Origin of the sequence: Pseudomonas sp. Q2-TVG4-2 (genome assembly GCF_013620795.1) — a bacterium.
In the GTDB taxonomy this organism is placed as follows: Bacteria; Pseudomonadota; Gammaproteobacteria; order Pseudomonadales; family Pseudomonadaceae; genus Stutzerimonas.
Window position 1 is genome coordinate 528336 of sequence record NZ_LGLW01000001.1, and the last position, 14930, is coordinate 543265.

Consider the following 14930-nt stretch of genomic DNA (forward strand, 5'->3'; position numbering starts at 1 on the left):
CTTCAGCGAGGCGTAGGCGTCTGCGATATCTTGGGCTCCTGCTCCCCGTCCATCACGAGCTGCGCCTCCTCGCGTGTGGCGTACGGGCCGGCGATAGTCTTACCATCCATCTCCACTACCCAGCAGGTTACCCAGGTCGGACGCCAGCCCTGCGGTACTTCGTCTCCGGTCAGATGCCTGATCGTCTTCTGCATGACTACCTCCTCGTCAATTGCCGTACGGGGTGGGGCGCACCATCAGCGCCCCTACCCTAATAGGGACCACAACTCCCGTGGATTTCTCGCCGAAACAAGCCGTTGCTGTTTCGGCCCGAACTGCCGCAGCGTCCCGTTGCTCTACTGAACAGCGAAATGTCGTTTGATTTGATAACAAAAAGACGAGGACTCCGATGCAGATCCGTCAGGTGCTTGGCTGCAAGATCTTGTTATTCCTGGTGGCACTTGCCGTGCTGATGGCCGGCTGCAGCCGCATGAATCTCGCCTACCGCAACCTTGACCTGCTGATTCCCTGGACACTCAACGATTACCTGGATATGAATCGCGAGCAGCAGCAGCGCTTCCGCGCGCAGCTGCGTGAACATCTGAGCTGGCATTGTCGTACACAGCTGCCTGAGTACCTCGCTAACATCGAACGACTGCAGCGCCAGGTCCGGGAGGGTAACGTCGATGAAACCGCGCTTCGAGGCCACTATCGCGACGCGAAACAGGCGATCCATACCGTCGCCGTGGAAATCACCCCGACCACCACGCAGCTACTGCGCGACCTCGATGACGAGCAGGTCCGCGAACTCGATGAGGCGTTCGAGGATGACCGTCGCGAGCGTGAGGAGAAATACCTGCAGCCACCACTGGCAGAGCAGATTCGCGAACGTTCCGAGCGCATGCGTGAGCGGGCCGAGCAGTGGCTTGGCAGCACCAGCGCGGCGCAACGCCAGCGCATCCTCCAATGGGCGCACACGCTCGGAGCGCAGAACCAGCTCTGGTTGGACAATCGAGTGCAATGGCAGCGAGCGCTGAGTGAAGCGATCAACGAACGCCACGAAGCGGATTTCGCGCAACGCGTCGAGAAGCTGCTGCAAGACCGCGAGTCCTTCTGGTCGGCCGATTACAGAGCCGCCTTTGCTCGCACCGAGCAGGCGGCCATCGATCTGGTCAGCGACCTCTACACCATGTCCGATGCCGGCCAGCGGCGCCATCTCGATGAGCAGCTGGAAGACCTGCGCAAGGATCTGAGTTCGCTGGACTGCTTGTCCACGGCTCGCTGATGCCCACGCGCGACGCGCCGGGCAACGACCTGATAGCCCGAGCGTCCTCGCAGGTAGTTTTTCGACGGTCTGCTAGCGTCTACGGCAGTACAGCAGCAACCCCACTACGCCTGCTGCAATCCCGCCCGCCACCATCAAAGCCCGCTGCTGTGAATCACCGTTGCGCCAGCCGCCGTCGATTCGGCGTTGGCCCAACGCTGGATGGAACAGATTGCCTGAAGAAGGCGCTACCCGCTCAGCGCGACGCAACGCAGCGCCGACCAGCAGCCCCGACAACCGATCGAAGCCTGGCGTGACGAAATGTGCAAAGCGCAGCAATGTCGCCGTCACGCCGACCGAGGTGGTATGGCGCGGGTGCAGCGTCAAGCTGACCATCGCCTCTGCCACCTGACGGGGATCGCAGAGCGGTGGGGGCGGCTGCAGCGAGCGTCCTGCATAGTTCCCACCGTCGCGAAAACCGGGGGTATCGACCACAGAGGGATACACATCGCACACATGGATGCCAGGCCATTGCACAAGCTCACCACGCAATGCATGGGAGAACCCGCGCAGGCCGAACTTGCTGGCCGAATACGCCACCGCGAACGGCTGCGGCACCCAGCTGCCAACGGATAGCGTATTGATCAGAATGCCGCCGTTCTGCTGTTTGAAATAAGGCAACACCACATGTGCACCGCGCAGATAGCCGATCAGGTCGGTCTGCACCACTTGTTCATGCGCATCCAGTGGCGTCTCGTCAAAAGCGCCCACCGCCCCGACGCCAGCATTGTTGATCCAGACATCGATGCGGCCCTGACCGAACTCTGCGGCAGCAGTGGCCAGCTGTTCCACGGAGTCGCTGAGGGTCATATCCGTCGGCACTACGAGCGCTTCACCGCCGAACGCTCGGCACTCTTGCGCCGCCTCCTGCAATGCTTCGTCGTCACGCGCGGCCAGCACCACACGGGCTCCCTGGCGGGCGAAAGCCTGCGCGGCGGCGCGACCGATGCCACTGGACGCACCGGTGATCACCACCACCGCGCCTTCGAGTTTGGTTCCACTCATGCTCGCTTCTCCGGGTTTGCTGTCGTTCATAGCTGACAGCCGCGGCGAGGCAAACATTCCCTGCCGTCCCGAAGGACGACCGCAGTCAGACCATCTGCAGGGCCTGCCGGCGAGTCGGTGGCGGAAAGGCCCCGTCAAGAATGACGAGGTCTTCACTTGTGAGGTTCAGCTCTGCTGCGGATGCATTGGAACGCAGGTGCGTCGGATTGGACGATTTGGGTATTACCAGCACGCCGGGCTGGCGCAAGGCCCAGGCCAGGGCAACCTGCGCCGGTTGCGCGCCGTGCCGGCGGGCGACATCGATGACAGCGGGATGACGCAGCAGGTCGCCGCCCTGCCCTAATGGGCAATAGGCCATGACCGGCATGCGCTGCGCCTGGCACCACGGCAGCAGGTCGTATTCGACACCTCGTTCGCCAGGGTTATAGAGGACCTGGTTAGTCGCGCATGCGGGTGCAGCCAGTTCGCGCATGTCGTCCAGATCGAAGTTCGACACGCCCCAGCGGAGGATCTTGCCCTGGTCTTTGAGACGCTCGAAGGCGTCGACGGTTTCCGCCAGTGGATACTGGCCGCGCCAGTGCAGTAGATAAAGATCGATGCACTCGGTACCCAGGCGGCGCAGGCTGCGCTCGCAGGCCTCCGGCACGCCTTTGCGACTGGCGTTGTGCGGATAGACCTTGCTGACGAGGAAGACCCGATCGCGGCGGTTATGGATCGCTTCGCCGACCACCTCTTCGGCACCACCCTCGCCGTACATCTCAGCGGTATCGATGAGCGTCATGCCCAACTCGATACCGAGCCGTAGTGCGGCCACCTCGTTGTGGCGTTCGGCCGGATTTTCGCCCATGTGCCAGGTTCCTTGGCCGATTACCGGTACCACATCGCCGTCGTTCAGCTTCAAGGTCCGCATCAGGCGTTCCCTCGCGGTGCATTTTGCTCGGCAACCGGTTCAGCCCAAGGATCGTAAGTGCCGAAATTCCACAGATGCCCCTCGAGGTCGCGGCAGCTGAAGCCTCGGCCGCCGTAATCCTCGTCTTTCAACTCGATGACGATCTCGGCACCGGCGGCCTTGGCCTTGGTGTACAGAGCGTCGGCGCTGTTGACGATGACATAGGTGCTTTGCGTGGAGACCCCACCCACCTCATCCGGCTGCCTGACCTGGCGGCCATATTCCGAATCGACTACCGGCCCCAGCATCAGCATGCCGCTGCCGAAGATGAGTTGGGCGTGAATGACACCAACCTGAGGATCTTCGACCACTCGCTGCTGCTCGAAATCGAATACTCGGCACAGCCATTCCAACGCGGCCGGCACATCGCGGTAACGCAGGCAGGGGATTAGATTGGATGTGGTGTTCTTGCTGTACAGGGTCATGGAAACTCCTTCGATTGCCGCGGTAACGCCGTCAGAAAACGCACCGCATAGCATTCAGACCGATACCGGGCCCGACGTTCCCACCATAAGGTCTGCCCGTTTCGGCGCGGCCGCGACGAAACGGCAACAGGCCCTACGCACGTTCGGCCAAGCCGAGACGAATCCCCAGGCCGATCAGCACCGAGCCAAGCACGCGATCGAGCCATTGATTCAAGCGGCGGTTGCTGCGGAACGCTGAACTCGCCCGAGCTGCGAGCAACACCAGGGCACACTCGACAATGATCGCCACTAGAACCACCAGCACCCCCAGCACCAGCAGTTGCAGCGCCACCGCCCCTTGATCCGGGCGTACGAATTGCGGCAGGAATGCCATGAAGAAAATCGCCGCTTTGGGATTGAGGATATCCACCAGAATGCCTTGGCGATATGCCTGCCAGGCAGTGGTCCGCGGCCCGGTCTTGAGGTTGAGCTCGGTGCCCGCGCCCGCTGAGCGCAACGCCTGAATGCCGAGATACAACAGGTAGGCGGCACCGACATACTTGACCACGGCAAAGGCTACCGCCGAGGTGGCCAGGATCGCCGATATTCCCAGCGCCGCGGCCGCCACATGAACCAGGGCACCGCTGCATACGCCACATGCCGAGGCCACACCGACACGGCGACCGCCGGATAACGTGCGCGAAAGCACAAACAGCAAATCAGGCCCCGGTGACACGTTCAGCGCCAAGGCAGCCGAGAAGAAAACCAACCAGAACGCTGGATCCGACATCTCCGCCTCCTACTCGCCGCAACAAAAAAAGGATATTGAATGTAGTTCAGCGACCGGATGTCTTCCAGCTCTAGCCCGTATCGACGAATAAGCACTTCGTCGGAAAACCGGCACCAGAACACACTATCGACTTTTTATTGTCACCGCTCTGAACTACCTTTTTAGCGGCAAGTCCAAGCGCCAGGCCCGGCGAGGATCCCGGGCGCTACTCGTTTAGCCACTTAGCAAAGGATATGCAAATGACCGATGAAGCCCGTCTGGCGTTCGTCGCCTCGTCAGCTCGTCTCGTTCTGCTTTCCAACAGTGAATTGTTGGACAACTCGCTTCATCAATACCTTCTCGGTTGCCCCCAGTTGCGCCTGACTCGCAGCAATACACTTCGCGCTGGACTGAACGACGCGGACCTGACGCTGGTCGATGTTGGCAGCTTCGCGGACGCTGATTGTCTGCGACAGCTTCGGCAATTGCGCGACACCCCTACCGCACTGGTGAACGTTCAAGCCGAGCAGGCGCGACGGCTGCTGGAACTGCATCCCTGGGTCAAGGGTGTGTTCTACCCGAATACCAGCCGCAACAATTTCAGCCGCGGCATCAGCATCATTCTCGACGGCGGTGACTGGCTACCCCGTGCGCTAATGGAGAAGCTGCTCGGCCGCTATCGCCAACTGACACACGCCTCGCGAGCCATCGACGAGCTGTCGGTACGCGAAAAGCAGATCCTGGCACTTGCCGGCAAAGGGCTTTCGAATTCGGAAATCGCCGAGCGCCTGCACCTGAGCACCCACACCATCAAGAGCCATATTCATAACGCACTGGGCAAGCTGGGCGCATCCAACCGCGCCCAAGGCGCATCCTTGGTGATGGGCCATGTCAACGAGGCCGGTATATGAAGGCGGTATGCCTGTGCCTGGCATTGCTCGCCAGTGTTCAGGCCTATGCCGACGAGGCCGAGCTCAAGGGCTTTATCACCAATAACACGGTGTCCCGATCCGGCCAGGAGTTCTACCGCAAGTTCTGCGAGCGGCTGAACGATACCAGTGCGCTGGACTTCAACCTGGCTGTCAAAGAGCGACCATCGGCACGCTGGGGCATTCTGGTCTGGGTCGAACAGGACAACCAGCCGCTCTACCGCCGCTTCCTGCAACCGAACGTCAATGACATGGAGCAAACCGCCTATGAAGCGGCGGATTTCGTATTGCAAGAGATAAACCGTAAGAAAGTCGAAGCATTGTTCGAAGACACCATTGACCTTGCAAAGGATGAGTTATGAACCGGCTACAACAAAAAGCTACCGGCATGCTCTTGGCCGGCTTGCTGCTCAGCACTTGCGTCACCGCGACCGAACTGGTCTACACCCCGGTCAACCCTTCATTTGGTGGCAGCCCACTGAACGGCGCCTGGCTACTGGGCAATGCCCAGGCGCAAAACGACACCAAAGACCCGGATGCGATCGATCGCTCATCGCTGACCGGCACCTCGGCACTCGACCGTTTCACCAGCCAGCTCGAGTCACGCTTGCTCTCCGATCTCCTGAATAAGATGGAAGACCCCAACGGTGGCTCGTTAATCACAGATGACTTCATCGTCAACATCGTGAACCTCGACGGTAATCTGACGGTGGAAATCACGGATCGGCTGACGGGAGAAGTATCGGAAATCATTGTTAACGGCTACGGCGCCATCAATTAATTGCAAGGAGAGCAAAGGCCATGAGAAGCCTATTCGTAGCCATCGGGATGATGGCCGTTCTACAGGGCTGCGCCGTGCGCGAGCCCATGTCGGCGGACCAGGAAACCCCAACCCTTACACCCCGTACCTCGACCTATCAGGACCTGCTTGAGCTACCCCGCCCCAGGGGGCCGCTGGTGGCCGCGGTATACGGCTTTCGCGACCAGACCGGGCAATACAAACCGAGCCCGGCCAGCTCATTTTCTACCGCAGTCACCCAAGGCGCGGCCAGCATGCTCGTCGATGCCATGCAGGCCAGCGGCTGGTTCATCGTGCTGGAGCGCGAAGGTCTTCAGAACGTGCTAACCGAGCGCAAGATCATTCGCGCGTCGCAGGCCAAGCCGGATGTCGCGCCGAATATCCAGTCGGAGCTGCCATCGCTACTAGCCGCCAACATCATCATGGAAGGTGCCATCGTCGCCTACGAGACCAACGTGCGCAGCGGCGGACAGGGTGCACGCTATCTCGGCATTGGCGTCTCGCAGGAATATCGGGTCGATCAGGTCACGGTCAATCTGCGCGCCATCGATGTACGCAGCGGCCAGGTGTTATCCAACGTGATGACCACCAAGACCATTTACTCCATCGGGCGCAGCGCCAACATTTATAAATTCATTGAGTTCAAGGAGCTGCTCGAAGCCGAAGCTGGCTACACCACCAACGAACCGGCGCAGCTCTGCGTGCTCTCAGCGATCGAGGCGGCGGTCGCTCACCTGATCGCCCAGGGCGTCGATCGCCGGCTCTGGCAAACCGCCGAGAACACGCCGGCCATCGAGGCGGAACTGGCGAAATACCTCGCGACACCCACCAAGATCTGAAACAAACGCAACGGTTCGCCCGTTCGATGGATTTGACGGATCGCGGTTTAGGTCAGGATGACTTACCGCGATGCAACCAGGGATGACTGATGAACCACGTGCAATGGATTGCCCGTAACGCACTGCTGCCACTGCTCTTCGCAGCGCTAGCCAGTCCCGCCCTCCAAGCCGCCAGTCTTTCGACCTCGCTCGGCCTGACTGGCAGCGAATTCGCTCAACGCCCTGCTTACGCGACCACCCCGGCCCGGCCAGCTACCGGCGCCGCCGCAGATAACTTCACGCTCATCACCCAGGCCGGAGACCGCCTGATGGTGAAAGCAATCAGAGCGGCAGCGCGCTGGAGGCCTTCATCTTCCAGCGCAGCTATGCACACGAAGCGACCATCGCGCAGCACGGCAGCATAACCAAGGATTGATTGTTCAAGTCGGCCGCGACAACCAGGCCCGCATTGAACAGTACGGCGCGCAGAACAACGCGCAGATAGAGCAGACCGACACCGGGCATCGCAGTCGCGTTACGCAGAACGGCCAGGGTCTGAGCGTACTGGTCCGCCAGTACTCCTTGAAGCAAAGCACCACCAGGAAGTACCGCTGAAAACATTCCATGGAGAGACATAATGTTCAAGATCAAACCCCTTGTCGCTGCCCTTCTGACTGTCGCCGCCACACAGGCTATCGCCGCGGGCAACACATCCGAACAGCACCAGAACGGCATCGATAACCTCGCCCAGGTAGAGCAAAACGCCGGCACCTCGAACATGGCCAAGCAGCTGCAAAGCGGCTGGGGCAACGACGCGATGATCGAGCAGAACGGCTCGCATTCCTCATCAGCCCTACAGACCCAGATCGCAAACTTTCATCAGGCAGACGTCAACCAGACGCTCGCCGTGCGCAGCAGCTCGGTGCAATGGCAGAACGGCAAGGCCAACACTGCCCGCGCCAACCAGACCGGCACCTGGGGCAGCAGCATCGAACAACGTCAACACGGTCACGCCAACAGCGCCGAAACCGATCAGGTCGGCACTCACGACAGCGACGCCGTTACCAAGCAACAAGGCGCTCACAACGTCGCCTCCAGCTACCAGGCCGTGGCCCATGGCAGCGAATCGGCGTTGTATCAGAACGGTAACCGCAACGATGCAAGCATCACCCAGTCGTTCAGCGCCAATGACCGCGCCATGATCGATCAGCAAGGCAACGAGAACGCCGCCGGCATCGTCCAGAGCTGGAGCGTCGGCTCGGTCGCCGAGATCGAGCAGATCGGCAACCTCAACGATGCGTACGTAGCCCAGACGGGCGCCCGACACGAGGCGTACACCTATTCAGGCGGCGACAACAACAACCTGAACGTCGGCCAGCGCGGCGCCAACCAGAATGCTTTCGTCTACCAGCAGGGCAACGAGAACAATGCCGACATCGCCCAGCGCGGCAATGGCAACACTGGCACCGCCAATCAGCATGGTTTCGGCAACGTCGCAGCGATTGACCAGGGCGGCCGCAACCACGTCGCCACGGTTAGTCAGTACGGCAGCTACAACGATGCAACCGTCGATCAGCAGGGTAAGAACAACGAGCTGAACTTCACCCAGTCGGGCATCTTCAACACCCTAACCGCGGTGCAGGAAGGCGAAGGCAACCGTATCACCGGCTCCAGCAGCATTGCCGGCAACGATGTCGATATCGTTCAGGATGGCGATTTCAACCTGGCCAACGTCAACCAGTTCGGTTCCGGCAACGCCGCAACCCTGTCCCAGCACGGTGAAAGCCACCTGGCTACGGTCAATCAGAGCGGCGCCGGACACGACGCATTGGTCGTCCAGAGCGGCATAGGCAATAGCGCACTGATCAGCCAGGCCGGCTTCAACAACATGGCGGTCGTTAGTCAGCACTAACGGGTATGCAACACCGAAGCTGCCGGCCCTGTGCCGGCAGTTTCGTTTCCGGCTGCAGCAAGCAGCCCTGCCCTATGCCATCGCGCAGTATCGCGGCAGGCCGGTGACGCCCAAGGCGCTCTGTTGAAGATTCGTTGGGCTGACCCGCTGAGCCGAAGCATGCCTATTGAAGCCGGTCAGCCATCTTCCCACTCGCCTTGTCGGCTCGGATATATCTCGCACCAGCCGGCTGCTCCGATCACAAAACAATGAAATCCAAGGATTTTTATGGTATTTCCGCTGCGCTTTATCAAAGACAGCGGCGCTGCTTCGAGCGCGACGCCTGCCCAACCACTCGTATAAGCAGTCGTAACTGCATCCAAGGAGCACACCGATGAAACACAGCCTCAGCACCGCCGTTCTCGCCGCGGGCATGGCCCTCGCTGGCCAAGCCACGGCCGCTCCCATGCTTTGGCAGGACAATAGCCTGACCTATCTCTATGGGAAGAATTTCGCCGTCGATTCAGGCGAGGACGGGCGCGAGGCCGACATTCAGCAGACAATCACTTTCGAACACGCCAGCGGCTGGGTCTGGGGCGACATGTTCCTGTTCGTCGACCACAAGTGGTTCAACGGCCACTCGGGTAATGACGGGCGCACCTACTACGGCGAATTCAGCCCGCGCCTGTCGCTGGGTAAGCTCTCCGGTCAGGATTTTTCCTTTGGGCCGGTCACCGACGTACTGCTATCAGCCACTTATGAGCGTGGCGAAGGACGCAACCGTAACTACCTGCTCGGCCCAGCCGTCGACCTAGCGGTGCCGGGCTTTGATCGCTTGTCGATCAACACCTACTACCGCAAACCCGATGGCATCACCGGCCAGGCCGGTGGGCAGTGGCAGATCACCCCAACCTGGGCCATGACCTTCCCGGTGGGCAAGTCCGACATTCTTTTCGACGGCTTCATCGATTGGGTGGTCAATGACGCTGGCTCCAAGTCCGACGGCGACTTCGTCGCCAAGAATCTGCACATCAATCCGCAGATCAAATACGACCTGGGCAAGGCGCTGGAATACACGCCGGGCACACTCTATGTCGGCATCGAGTACGACTACTGGTCAGACAAGTACGGCGTCGAGGACAGCACCGACTTCAACACCGACAACAACGTGACCAACTTCATCGTCAAGGCGCACTTCTAATCGGCGACGAACGCCGAGAGACCGTCAAGCCCTCCGTCAGGCTAGCGCTGCCGCGCTTTGGCTAGCTCCACTGCCGGCGGCTGTCCGCTCACCGTAGTGGAGACCCGCATTTTACGCCGGGCCTGGAACGCCAATCCTGCCCGGTCGACGATCAGAGCGGCTGAAGACCAGTGCTTTCAATCCGCTGTCAGGGCTGATATCCGGAAACTCAGGCGGATTCTCCAGACGCTCCTGAAATATCAATTCCGGCGCCTCGGCGGCCACCCCCTCGATCAGGAAGCCCGGCCCGGTATCAGGGTCATTGATGCACGCCAGCACCGTGCCGGTTGGGGTCAGCAGCTCCGGTAGGCGCCGAAGGATCTTCTGATAGTCCCGGCTCAGTGCGAAGCTGCCTTTCTGGAAGGATGGCGGATCAATGATTACCAGATCATAGGGCCCGCTCTTCTTCACCTTGCCCCAGGACTTGAACAGCTCATGACCGAGAAAGCTGACTTTGCTCAGATCGTGGCCGTTGAGTCGATGGTTTTCACGCCCCCGGCTCAGAGCGGCCCTGGCCATGTCTAGATTGACCACATGCTCGGCGCCGCCCGCAATGGCAGCCACGGAGAATCCGCAGGTGTAGGCGAACAGATTGAGCACCCGCTTACCCTGCGCCTGCTCCTGCACCCAGCGGCGTCCGTAACGCATATCAAGAAACAAGCCGTTGTTCTGCTTGATGCCGAGGTCGAGCTGGTAACGCAGACCGTTTTCGGTGATCAGCCACTCCTCGATCGGCTCGCCTTGCATCTGCTCCATTTGGCTGTCCGGCAGATAGCGATGATGCAGCAGCAGGCTCTGCGCTCCGCTCACTTGCCAGGCAGGCTGCTGAGCCAGCGTTGTCAGCATCGACTTCAACGCCCCAAGCTCGGGCTCGGTGGGCGCGCGAAACAGCGACACCAGCATCACACCCTGCAGCCAATCCACCGTCAGGTGTTCGAGTCCCACCCAGCACCGACCGCGCCCGTGAAACAACCGACGGGTTTCAGCAGGCACATCGGCCAGGGCGGTTATCAGGTATTGCTGCAGCGTCGCGAGGGCATCCGGGTGCATGAATTCATCGTCTCGAAAAGGGCCGGCGCATTCTAAACGCGATCCCGGGAGCCTGCAGGTTCCGGCTCAGACGGCGAGCCCTGCCTGATGACAAACCCTTGGCTAACCGACCCGACGGGCACGTCCACGGTGCGTGCAGCCAGAATGCCAGACCCAACGAGAATGCATGATGAGTCTCGAAATCGCCCTCCACATAACCCGCGATACTGGCAAAGCCGAGGGTTTCGCCGTACCACGAACGAACTCCGCCGTCGCGGAGCTCGAAATGCCCAGCTCATCAGGGTTTGAGGCCGCTCTGGCGCCTCCGCGAAAATGCCCGACGCGGAACGGCACCTGGAAAGCCGAGTCGGATAAGATGACCGCGCCTCTCGACTCTGTGGAACACGGCAGGGTACTCCGAGGGGTTTTTAGCCAGACCAGCACGGCCTTTCCGGGCGTGTTCTTCCTGCCAGTCCCGCCGTCGTGGCTGGGCAGCCGGAGCAAGGAACGCGGCGACGCTCTGCGTAGCGCGTTAAGGAGTACGGAATGACTTATCCCTCTGATCATTTATTCACCGCAGACGACGAATGCCCTCGCATTTCGACCGGCAGCGAAGGCCTGGACGATATTCTAGGCGGCGGTCTGGATCCCAATCGCATGTACCTCTATGAGGGCAGCCCAGGCTCCGGCAAAACCACCATCGCCCTGCAGTTCCTCCTCGAAGGCGTGCGTCACGGCGAAACCGTGCTCTATATAACGCTCTCGGAAACCAAGCGAGAGCTGGAACTGGTCGCCAAGCGCCACGGCTGGACGCTCGAAGGCATCGATGTGTTCGAGCTAGTGACGCCCGAAGACAGCCTCGACCCCGAACTTGAGCTGACTGTGCTGCACCCGGCCGAGATGGAGCTGAACGAGACCACCAAGCAGGTTTTCGATCGAGTCAGCCAAACCAACCCGACCCGAGTGGTTTTCGACAGCTTGTCCGAGATGCGCCTGCTGGCGCAGAGCCCGCTGCGTTATCGCCGCCAGGTGCTCGCGCTCAAGCACTTTTTCACGACCCGCCGCTGCACGGTGATCCTGCTCGATGACCAGACCTCCGAGAGTGGCGATCTGCAGCTACATTCGATTTCGCACGGGGTGGTGATGCTCGAGCAGTTGGCCATCGATTACGGCGCCGAGCGCAGACGCCTGCGTGTAATCAAGATGCGCGGCATCAAGTTCCGAGGCGGCTATCACGACTTCACCATCAAGAAGGGTGGCCTGGCGATCTATCCACGGCTGATCGCGGCCGAACATCATTCGTCATTCGTGGGCGAGACGATCTCCAGTGGCAACCCGGAACTGGATCGGATGCTCGGCGGCGGGCTGGAACGCGGCACTAACGCGCTGCTGATAGGCTCGGCCGGCGTCGGCAAGTCATCGCTCGCATTGGCCTATGCCGCGGCAGCCTGCAAACGTGGCGAACAGGTGGCCTTCTTCATATTCGATGAAGGCATTGGCACGCTACTGGCACGCGGCCGGGCGCTCGGACTGGATCTACAGCCGTGGATCGAAAAGGGCCAGCTGCTTCTGCAGCAGATCGACCCTGCCGAACTGTCACCCGGCGAATTCACCGCCTCTGTACGTCACAGCGTCGAGGTACAGGGCGCCCAGCTGGTGGTGATGGACAGCCTCAACGGCTACCTGAATGCCATGCCCGACGGTCGCTTCCTGATTCTGCAGATGCATGAGTTGCTGAGTTATTTGGGTCAGAAAGGCGTTATCAGCGTGATGGTGCTGGCGCAGCATGGTTTGGTGGGCCCGATGGATACGCCCATCGATATCAGCTACCTCAGTGATGCGGTTATCATGCTGCGCTATTTCGAACATGCTGGCGTGGTACGGCGTGCATTGTCGGTGGTGAAGAAGCGCAGTGGATGCCACGAAAATACCATTCGGGAGTTTCGCCTTGGTGCCTACGGCATCAAGGTCGGGCCACCACTTGTGAACTTCAGCGGCATATTCTCGGGCACGCCGATCTACACCGGCGACGCCACTCCCCTCATGAAAGACGAGCATGACGACACCTAAGCGCGACAGCCCACTAGTAGTCGTCTTCGCTCCCATTGGCAGGGACGGGCCTGCAACGGCCGACCTGCTGCGCCGCAGCGGTATGGCTGCGGACGTTTGCCATAGTGTCGCCGAGGTGCTGGAGCGCGCCGACAACGATGCCGATGCGGTATTCATCGCTGAAGAGGCATTGTTCGGCCAGGAGCTTCAAACGCTGGCAACCTGGGCCGCTCGGCAGCCGGCCTGGTCCGATTTTCCGTTCGTGGTGCTGACCAGCAAACATCGGCAGCCGGCCGTCAGCGCCTGGCGCCAGCGCATGGTCGCGGCCTTGTGCAACGTTTCTCTGCTTGAACGTCCGGTGCAGAGCATCACCCTGACCAGCGCCGTCCAGGCGGCCTTACGCGGCCGTCTTCGCCAGTACGAAGTACGCGCGCTGATCGAGGCTCGCGAGCACGCCTCGCACGAGCTCGAGGCGCTGGTGGTCGAACGTACCCGGGCACTGGAGCAGGCCAACGTCGAGCTGCGCACGCAGATGGCGGAGCGCGCCCACATCGAAGAAACCCTGCGTCAAACCCAGAAGATCGAGGCCATCGGGCAGCTCACCGGGGGCATCGCCCATGATTTCAACAACCTGCTGATGGTCATCGCCGGCGGCCTCGACATGCTCGATCGCCGATCCGACCCGGAGCGCCGCCAGCGCTTGATGGATGGCATGCGCCAGGCCGCACAGCGAGGTGCGGCACTCACCCGCCAACTGCTGGCGTTCTCGCGCCGCCAGTCACTGGCGCCCGAGCCGGTCGACCTCGCTCATCACATCAGCCGGATGCGCGAGTTGCTTGACCGTAGCCTGCGCGGCGATGTGCATGTCGAGGTGCAATTCGCACCAGACCTGTGGCCAGTGGAAGTCGATCCGGGCGAGCTGGAGCTGGTCATACTCAACCTGGCGGTCAACGCTCGCGATGCGATGCCAGAAGGCGGCACGATCCTCCTGCAGGCCTCGAATGCGCCCGATGAGCACGTGCTCGGCCGCCAAGGGGATTTCGTTCGCCTGGCGGTGATTGACTCCGGAACCGGTATCCCGGTCGATGTACGCGGGCGTGTATTCGACCCGTTCTTTACCACCAAGGAGATCGGCAAGGGTTCTGGCCTGGGGTTGGCGCAAGTCTACGGGTTTGCTCGCCAATCAGGCGGCACGGTGTGGATCGATACCGAATTTGAGCGAGGAACCTGCGTTGTGCTCCTGCTGCCCCGCTCGGCGGCGACGCCTGAGCAAGGCCACCCCGGTAATCTGCAAATCGACATTCCGGCGGAAACCTCAGCCGGCCATGTTCTGCTGGTCGATGACGATGGAGAAGTCGCGGCGCTTGTGGGAGAAATGCTTCAGCACCTGGGTTACAGCGTGACCCATGCCGCCAGTGCCGCGGCGGCCTTGGATACGCTGGCCAACAAACGCAATGTAGATCTCGTCTTCTCCGATGTGATGATGCCCGGTGGCATGAACGGCGTGGAGTTGGCGCGAGAGATCCGTACAAAGCACTTCCGCACGCCGGTTCTGCTCACCAGCGGCTACGCCGAAGCTGCGAAGAAAGCTGCCGCCGATCAAGGCGTCTACGTACTGGCCAAGCCCTATCGACTGGAAGAGCTCGCGCTTGCCATCAAGGAAGCCTTGGCAAACGCCGCAGCACCGAGCGAGCACGCAGAGCCGCTCGCATCACTCCGGTGATCCAGACGAGCACACGCTCTCG

At 61.0% G+C, this 14930-nt stretch carries 16 protein-coding genes; 10 read left to right on the forward strand and 6 right to left on the reverse strand.

The features are described from left to right. Positions 1–2 precede the first annotated feature (2 nt). Entirely contained in the window at positions 3–194 is a 192-nt protein-coding gene (locus H3028_RS02615; RefSeq protein WP_181295492.1) for a hypothetical protein, read from the reverse strand. 194 nt (positions 195–388) lie between these two features. Between H3028_RS02615 and H3028_RS02620 the strand changes: the two genes are divergently transcribed. Continuing rightward, complete coding sequence (locus tag H3028_RS02620) at positions 389–1264, forward strand: DUF6279 family lipoprotein (protein WP_181295493.1); 876 nt, start codon at positions 389–391, stop codon at positions 1262–1264. Between the two features lie 72 nt (positions 1265–1336). On the opposite strand, the gene H3028_RS02625 is transcribed toward H3028_RS02620, so the two are convergent. From H3028_RS02625 to H3028_RS02640, 4 genes are all read right to left on the reverse strand, one after another. Beyond that, positions 1337–2308 carry an SDR family oxidoreductase gene (locus H3028_RS02625; protein ID WP_181295494.1) on the reverse strand — a complete coding sequence of 324 codons (972 nt, stop codon included), beginning with the start codon at positions 2306–2308 and terminating at the stop codon, positions 1337–1339. Positions 2309–2393: 85 nt separating this feature from the next. Continuing rightward, complete coding sequence (locus H3028_RS02630; protein ID WP_181295496.1) at positions 2394–3218, reverse strand: aldo/keto reductase; 825 nt, start codon at positions 3216–3218, stop codon at positions 2394–2396. Beyond that, positions 3218–3682, reverse strand: coding sequence for a VOC family protein (locus H3028_RS02635; protein ID WP_181295498.1), 465 nt, complete (start codon positions 3680–3682; stop codon positions 3218–3220). Before H3028_RS02635 ends, H3028_RS02630 begins: the two co-directional genes overlap by 1 nt. A gap of 133 nt (positions 3683–3815) precedes the next feature. Continuing rightward, a complete protein-coding gene (locus H3028_RS02640) occupies positions 3816–4451 on the reverse strand; it encodes a LysE family translocator (RefSeq protein WP_181295499.1) in 636 nt (211 codons plus the stop codon). 239 nt (positions 4452–4690) lie between these two features. Between H3028_RS02640 and H3028_RS02645 the strand changes: the two genes are divergently transcribed. The 7 genes from H3028_RS02645 to H3028_RS02675 all read left to right on the forward strand — a co-directional run bounded on the left by H3028_RS02645 (position 4691) and on the right by H3028_RS02675 (position 10068). Then, the gene (locus H3028_RS02645) at positions 4691–5341 is read left to right on the forward strand and encodes a response regulator transcription factor (protein ID WP_181295500.1); all 651 of its coding nucleotides are present in this window, start codon (positions 4691–4693) and stop codon (positions 5339–5341) included. Then, positions 5338–5721: a curli production assembly/transport protein CsgE gene (gene csgE, locus H3028_RS02650; RefSeq protein ID WP_181295501.1), complete on the forward strand. Its 384-nt coding sequence runs from the start codon at positions 5338–5340 to the stop codon at positions 5719–5721. Before H3028_RS02645 ends, csgE begins: the two co-directional genes overlap by 4 nt. Next, entirely contained in the window at positions 5718–6140 is a 423-nt protein-coding gene (locus tag H3028_RS02655; protein WP_181295503.1) for a curli assembly protein CsgF, read from the forward strand. Before csgE ends, H3028_RS02655 begins: the two co-directional genes overlap by 4 nt. A gap of 20 nt (positions 6141–6160) precedes the next feature. Then, entirely contained in the window at positions 6161–6997 is an 837-nt protein-coding gene (locus H3028_RS02660) for a CsgG/HfaB family protein (RefSeq protein ID WP_181295504.1), read from the forward strand. A 411-nt stretch (positions 6998–7408) separates the two neighbouring features. Further along, on the forward strand, positions 7409–7591 hold the full coding sequence (locus H3028_RS02665; protein ID WP_181295505.1) for a curlin repeat-containing protein: 183 nt from the start codon (positions 7409–7411) through the stop codon (positions 7589–7591). Between the two features lie 22 nt (positions 7592–7613). Then, positions 7614–8888 (forward strand): hypothetical protein, encoded by a 1275-nt coding sequence (locus H3028_RS02670; RefSeq protein ID WP_181295506.1) that lies wholly within the window; start codon positions 7614–7616, stop codon positions 8886–8888. 373 nt (positions 8889–9261) lie between these two features. Next, positions 9262–10068 (forward strand): outer membrane protein OmpK, encoded by an 807-nt coding sequence (locus H3028_RS02675; protein WP_181295508.1) that lies wholly within the window; start codon positions 9262–9264, stop codon positions 10066–10068. Positions 10069–10179: 111 nt separating this feature from the next. Here the strand turns inward: H3028_RS02675 and H3028_RS02680 are convergent, their stop codons facing one another. Beyond that, positions 10180–11157 (reverse strand): class I SAM-dependent methyltransferase, encoded by a 978-nt coding sequence (locus H3028_RS02680; RefSeq protein WP_181295509.1) that lies wholly within the window; start codon positions 11155–11157, stop codon positions 10180–10182. A 525-nt stretch (positions 11158–11682) separates the two neighbouring features. Between H3028_RS02680 and H3028_RS02685 the strand changes: the two genes are divergently transcribed. Beyond that, positions 11683–13206 (forward strand): ATPase domain-containing protein, encoded by a 1524-nt coding sequence (locus H3028_RS02685; protein ID WP_181295512.1) that lies wholly within the window; start codon positions 11683–11685, stop codon positions 13204–13206. Continuing rightward, entirely contained in the window at positions 13193–14908 is a 1716-nt protein-coding gene (locus tag H3028_RS02690; protein ID WP_181295514.1) for a response regulator, read from the forward strand. Before H3028_RS02685 ends, H3028_RS02690 begins: the two co-directional genes overlap by 14 nt. The last annotated feature ends 22 nt before the right edge of the window (positions 14909–14930 follow it).

What these genes read in the sequence shown, in the direction of transcription:
- H3028_RS02670 (WP_181295506.1), top strand. Translation starts at nt 7,614, where the DNA reads ATGTTCAAGATCAAACCCCTTGTCGCTGCCCTTCTGACTGTCGCCGCC.
- H3028_RS02640 (WP_181295499.1), bottom strand. Translation starts at nt 4,451, where the DNA reads ATGTCGGATCCAGCGTTCTGGTTGGTTTTCTTCTCGGCTGCCTTGGCG.
- H3028_RS02655 (WP_181295503.1), top strand. Translation starts at nt 5,718, where the DNA reads ATGAACCGGCTACAACAAAAAGCTACCGGCATGCTCTTGGCCGGCTTG.
- H3028_RS02685 (WP_181295512.1), top strand. Translation starts at nt 11,683, where the DNA reads ATGACTTATCCCTCTGATCATTTATTCACCGCAGACGACGAATGCCCT.
- H3028_RS02615 (WP_181295492.1), bottom strand. Translation starts at nt 194, where the DNA reads ATGCAGAAGACGATCAGGCATCTGACCGGAGACGAAGTACCGCAGGGC.
- H3028_RS02675 (WP_181295508.1), top strand. Translation starts at nt 9,262, where the DNA reads ATGAAACACAGCCTCAGCACCGCCGTTCTCGCCGCGGGCATGGCCCTC.
- H3028_RS02635 (WP_181295498.1), bottom strand. Translation starts at nt 3,682, where the DNA reads ATGACCCTGTACAGCAAGAACACCACATCCAATCTAATCCCCTGCCTG.
- H3028_RS02625 (WP_181295494.1), bottom strand. Translation starts at nt 2,308, where the DNA reads ATGAGTGGAACCAAACTCGAAGGCGCGGTGGTGGTGATCACCGGTGCG.
- H3028_RS02660 (WP_181295504.1), top strand. Translation starts at nt 6,161, where the DNA reads ATGAGAAGCCTATTCGTAGCCATCGGGATGATGGCCGTTCTACAGGGC.
- H3028_RS02680 (WP_181295509.1), bottom strand. Translation starts at nt 11,157, where the DNA reads ATGCACCCGGATGCCCTCGCGACGCTGCAGCAATACCTGATAACCGCC.
- csgE (WP_181295501.1), top strand. Translation starts at nt 5,338, where the DNA reads ATGAAGGCGGTATGCCTGTGCCTGGCATTGCTCGCCAGTGTTCAGGCC.
- H3028_RS02645 (WP_181295500.1), top strand. Translation starts at nt 4,691, where the DNA reads ATGACCGATGAAGCCCGTCTGGCGTTCGTCGCCTCGTCAGCTCGTCTC.
- H3028_RS02630 (WP_181295496.1), bottom strand. Translation starts at nt 3,218, where the DNA reads ATGCGGACCTTGAAGCTGAACGACGGCGATGTGGTACCGGTAATCGGC.
- H3028_RS02620 (WP_181295493.1), top strand. Translation starts at nt 389, where the DNA reads ATGCAGATCCGTCAGGTGCTTGGCTGCAAGATCTTGTTATTCCTGGTG.
- H3028_RS02690 (WP_181295514.1), top strand. Translation starts at nt 13,193, where the DNA reads ATGACGACACCTAAGCGCGACAGCCCACTAGTAGTCGTCTTCGCTCCC.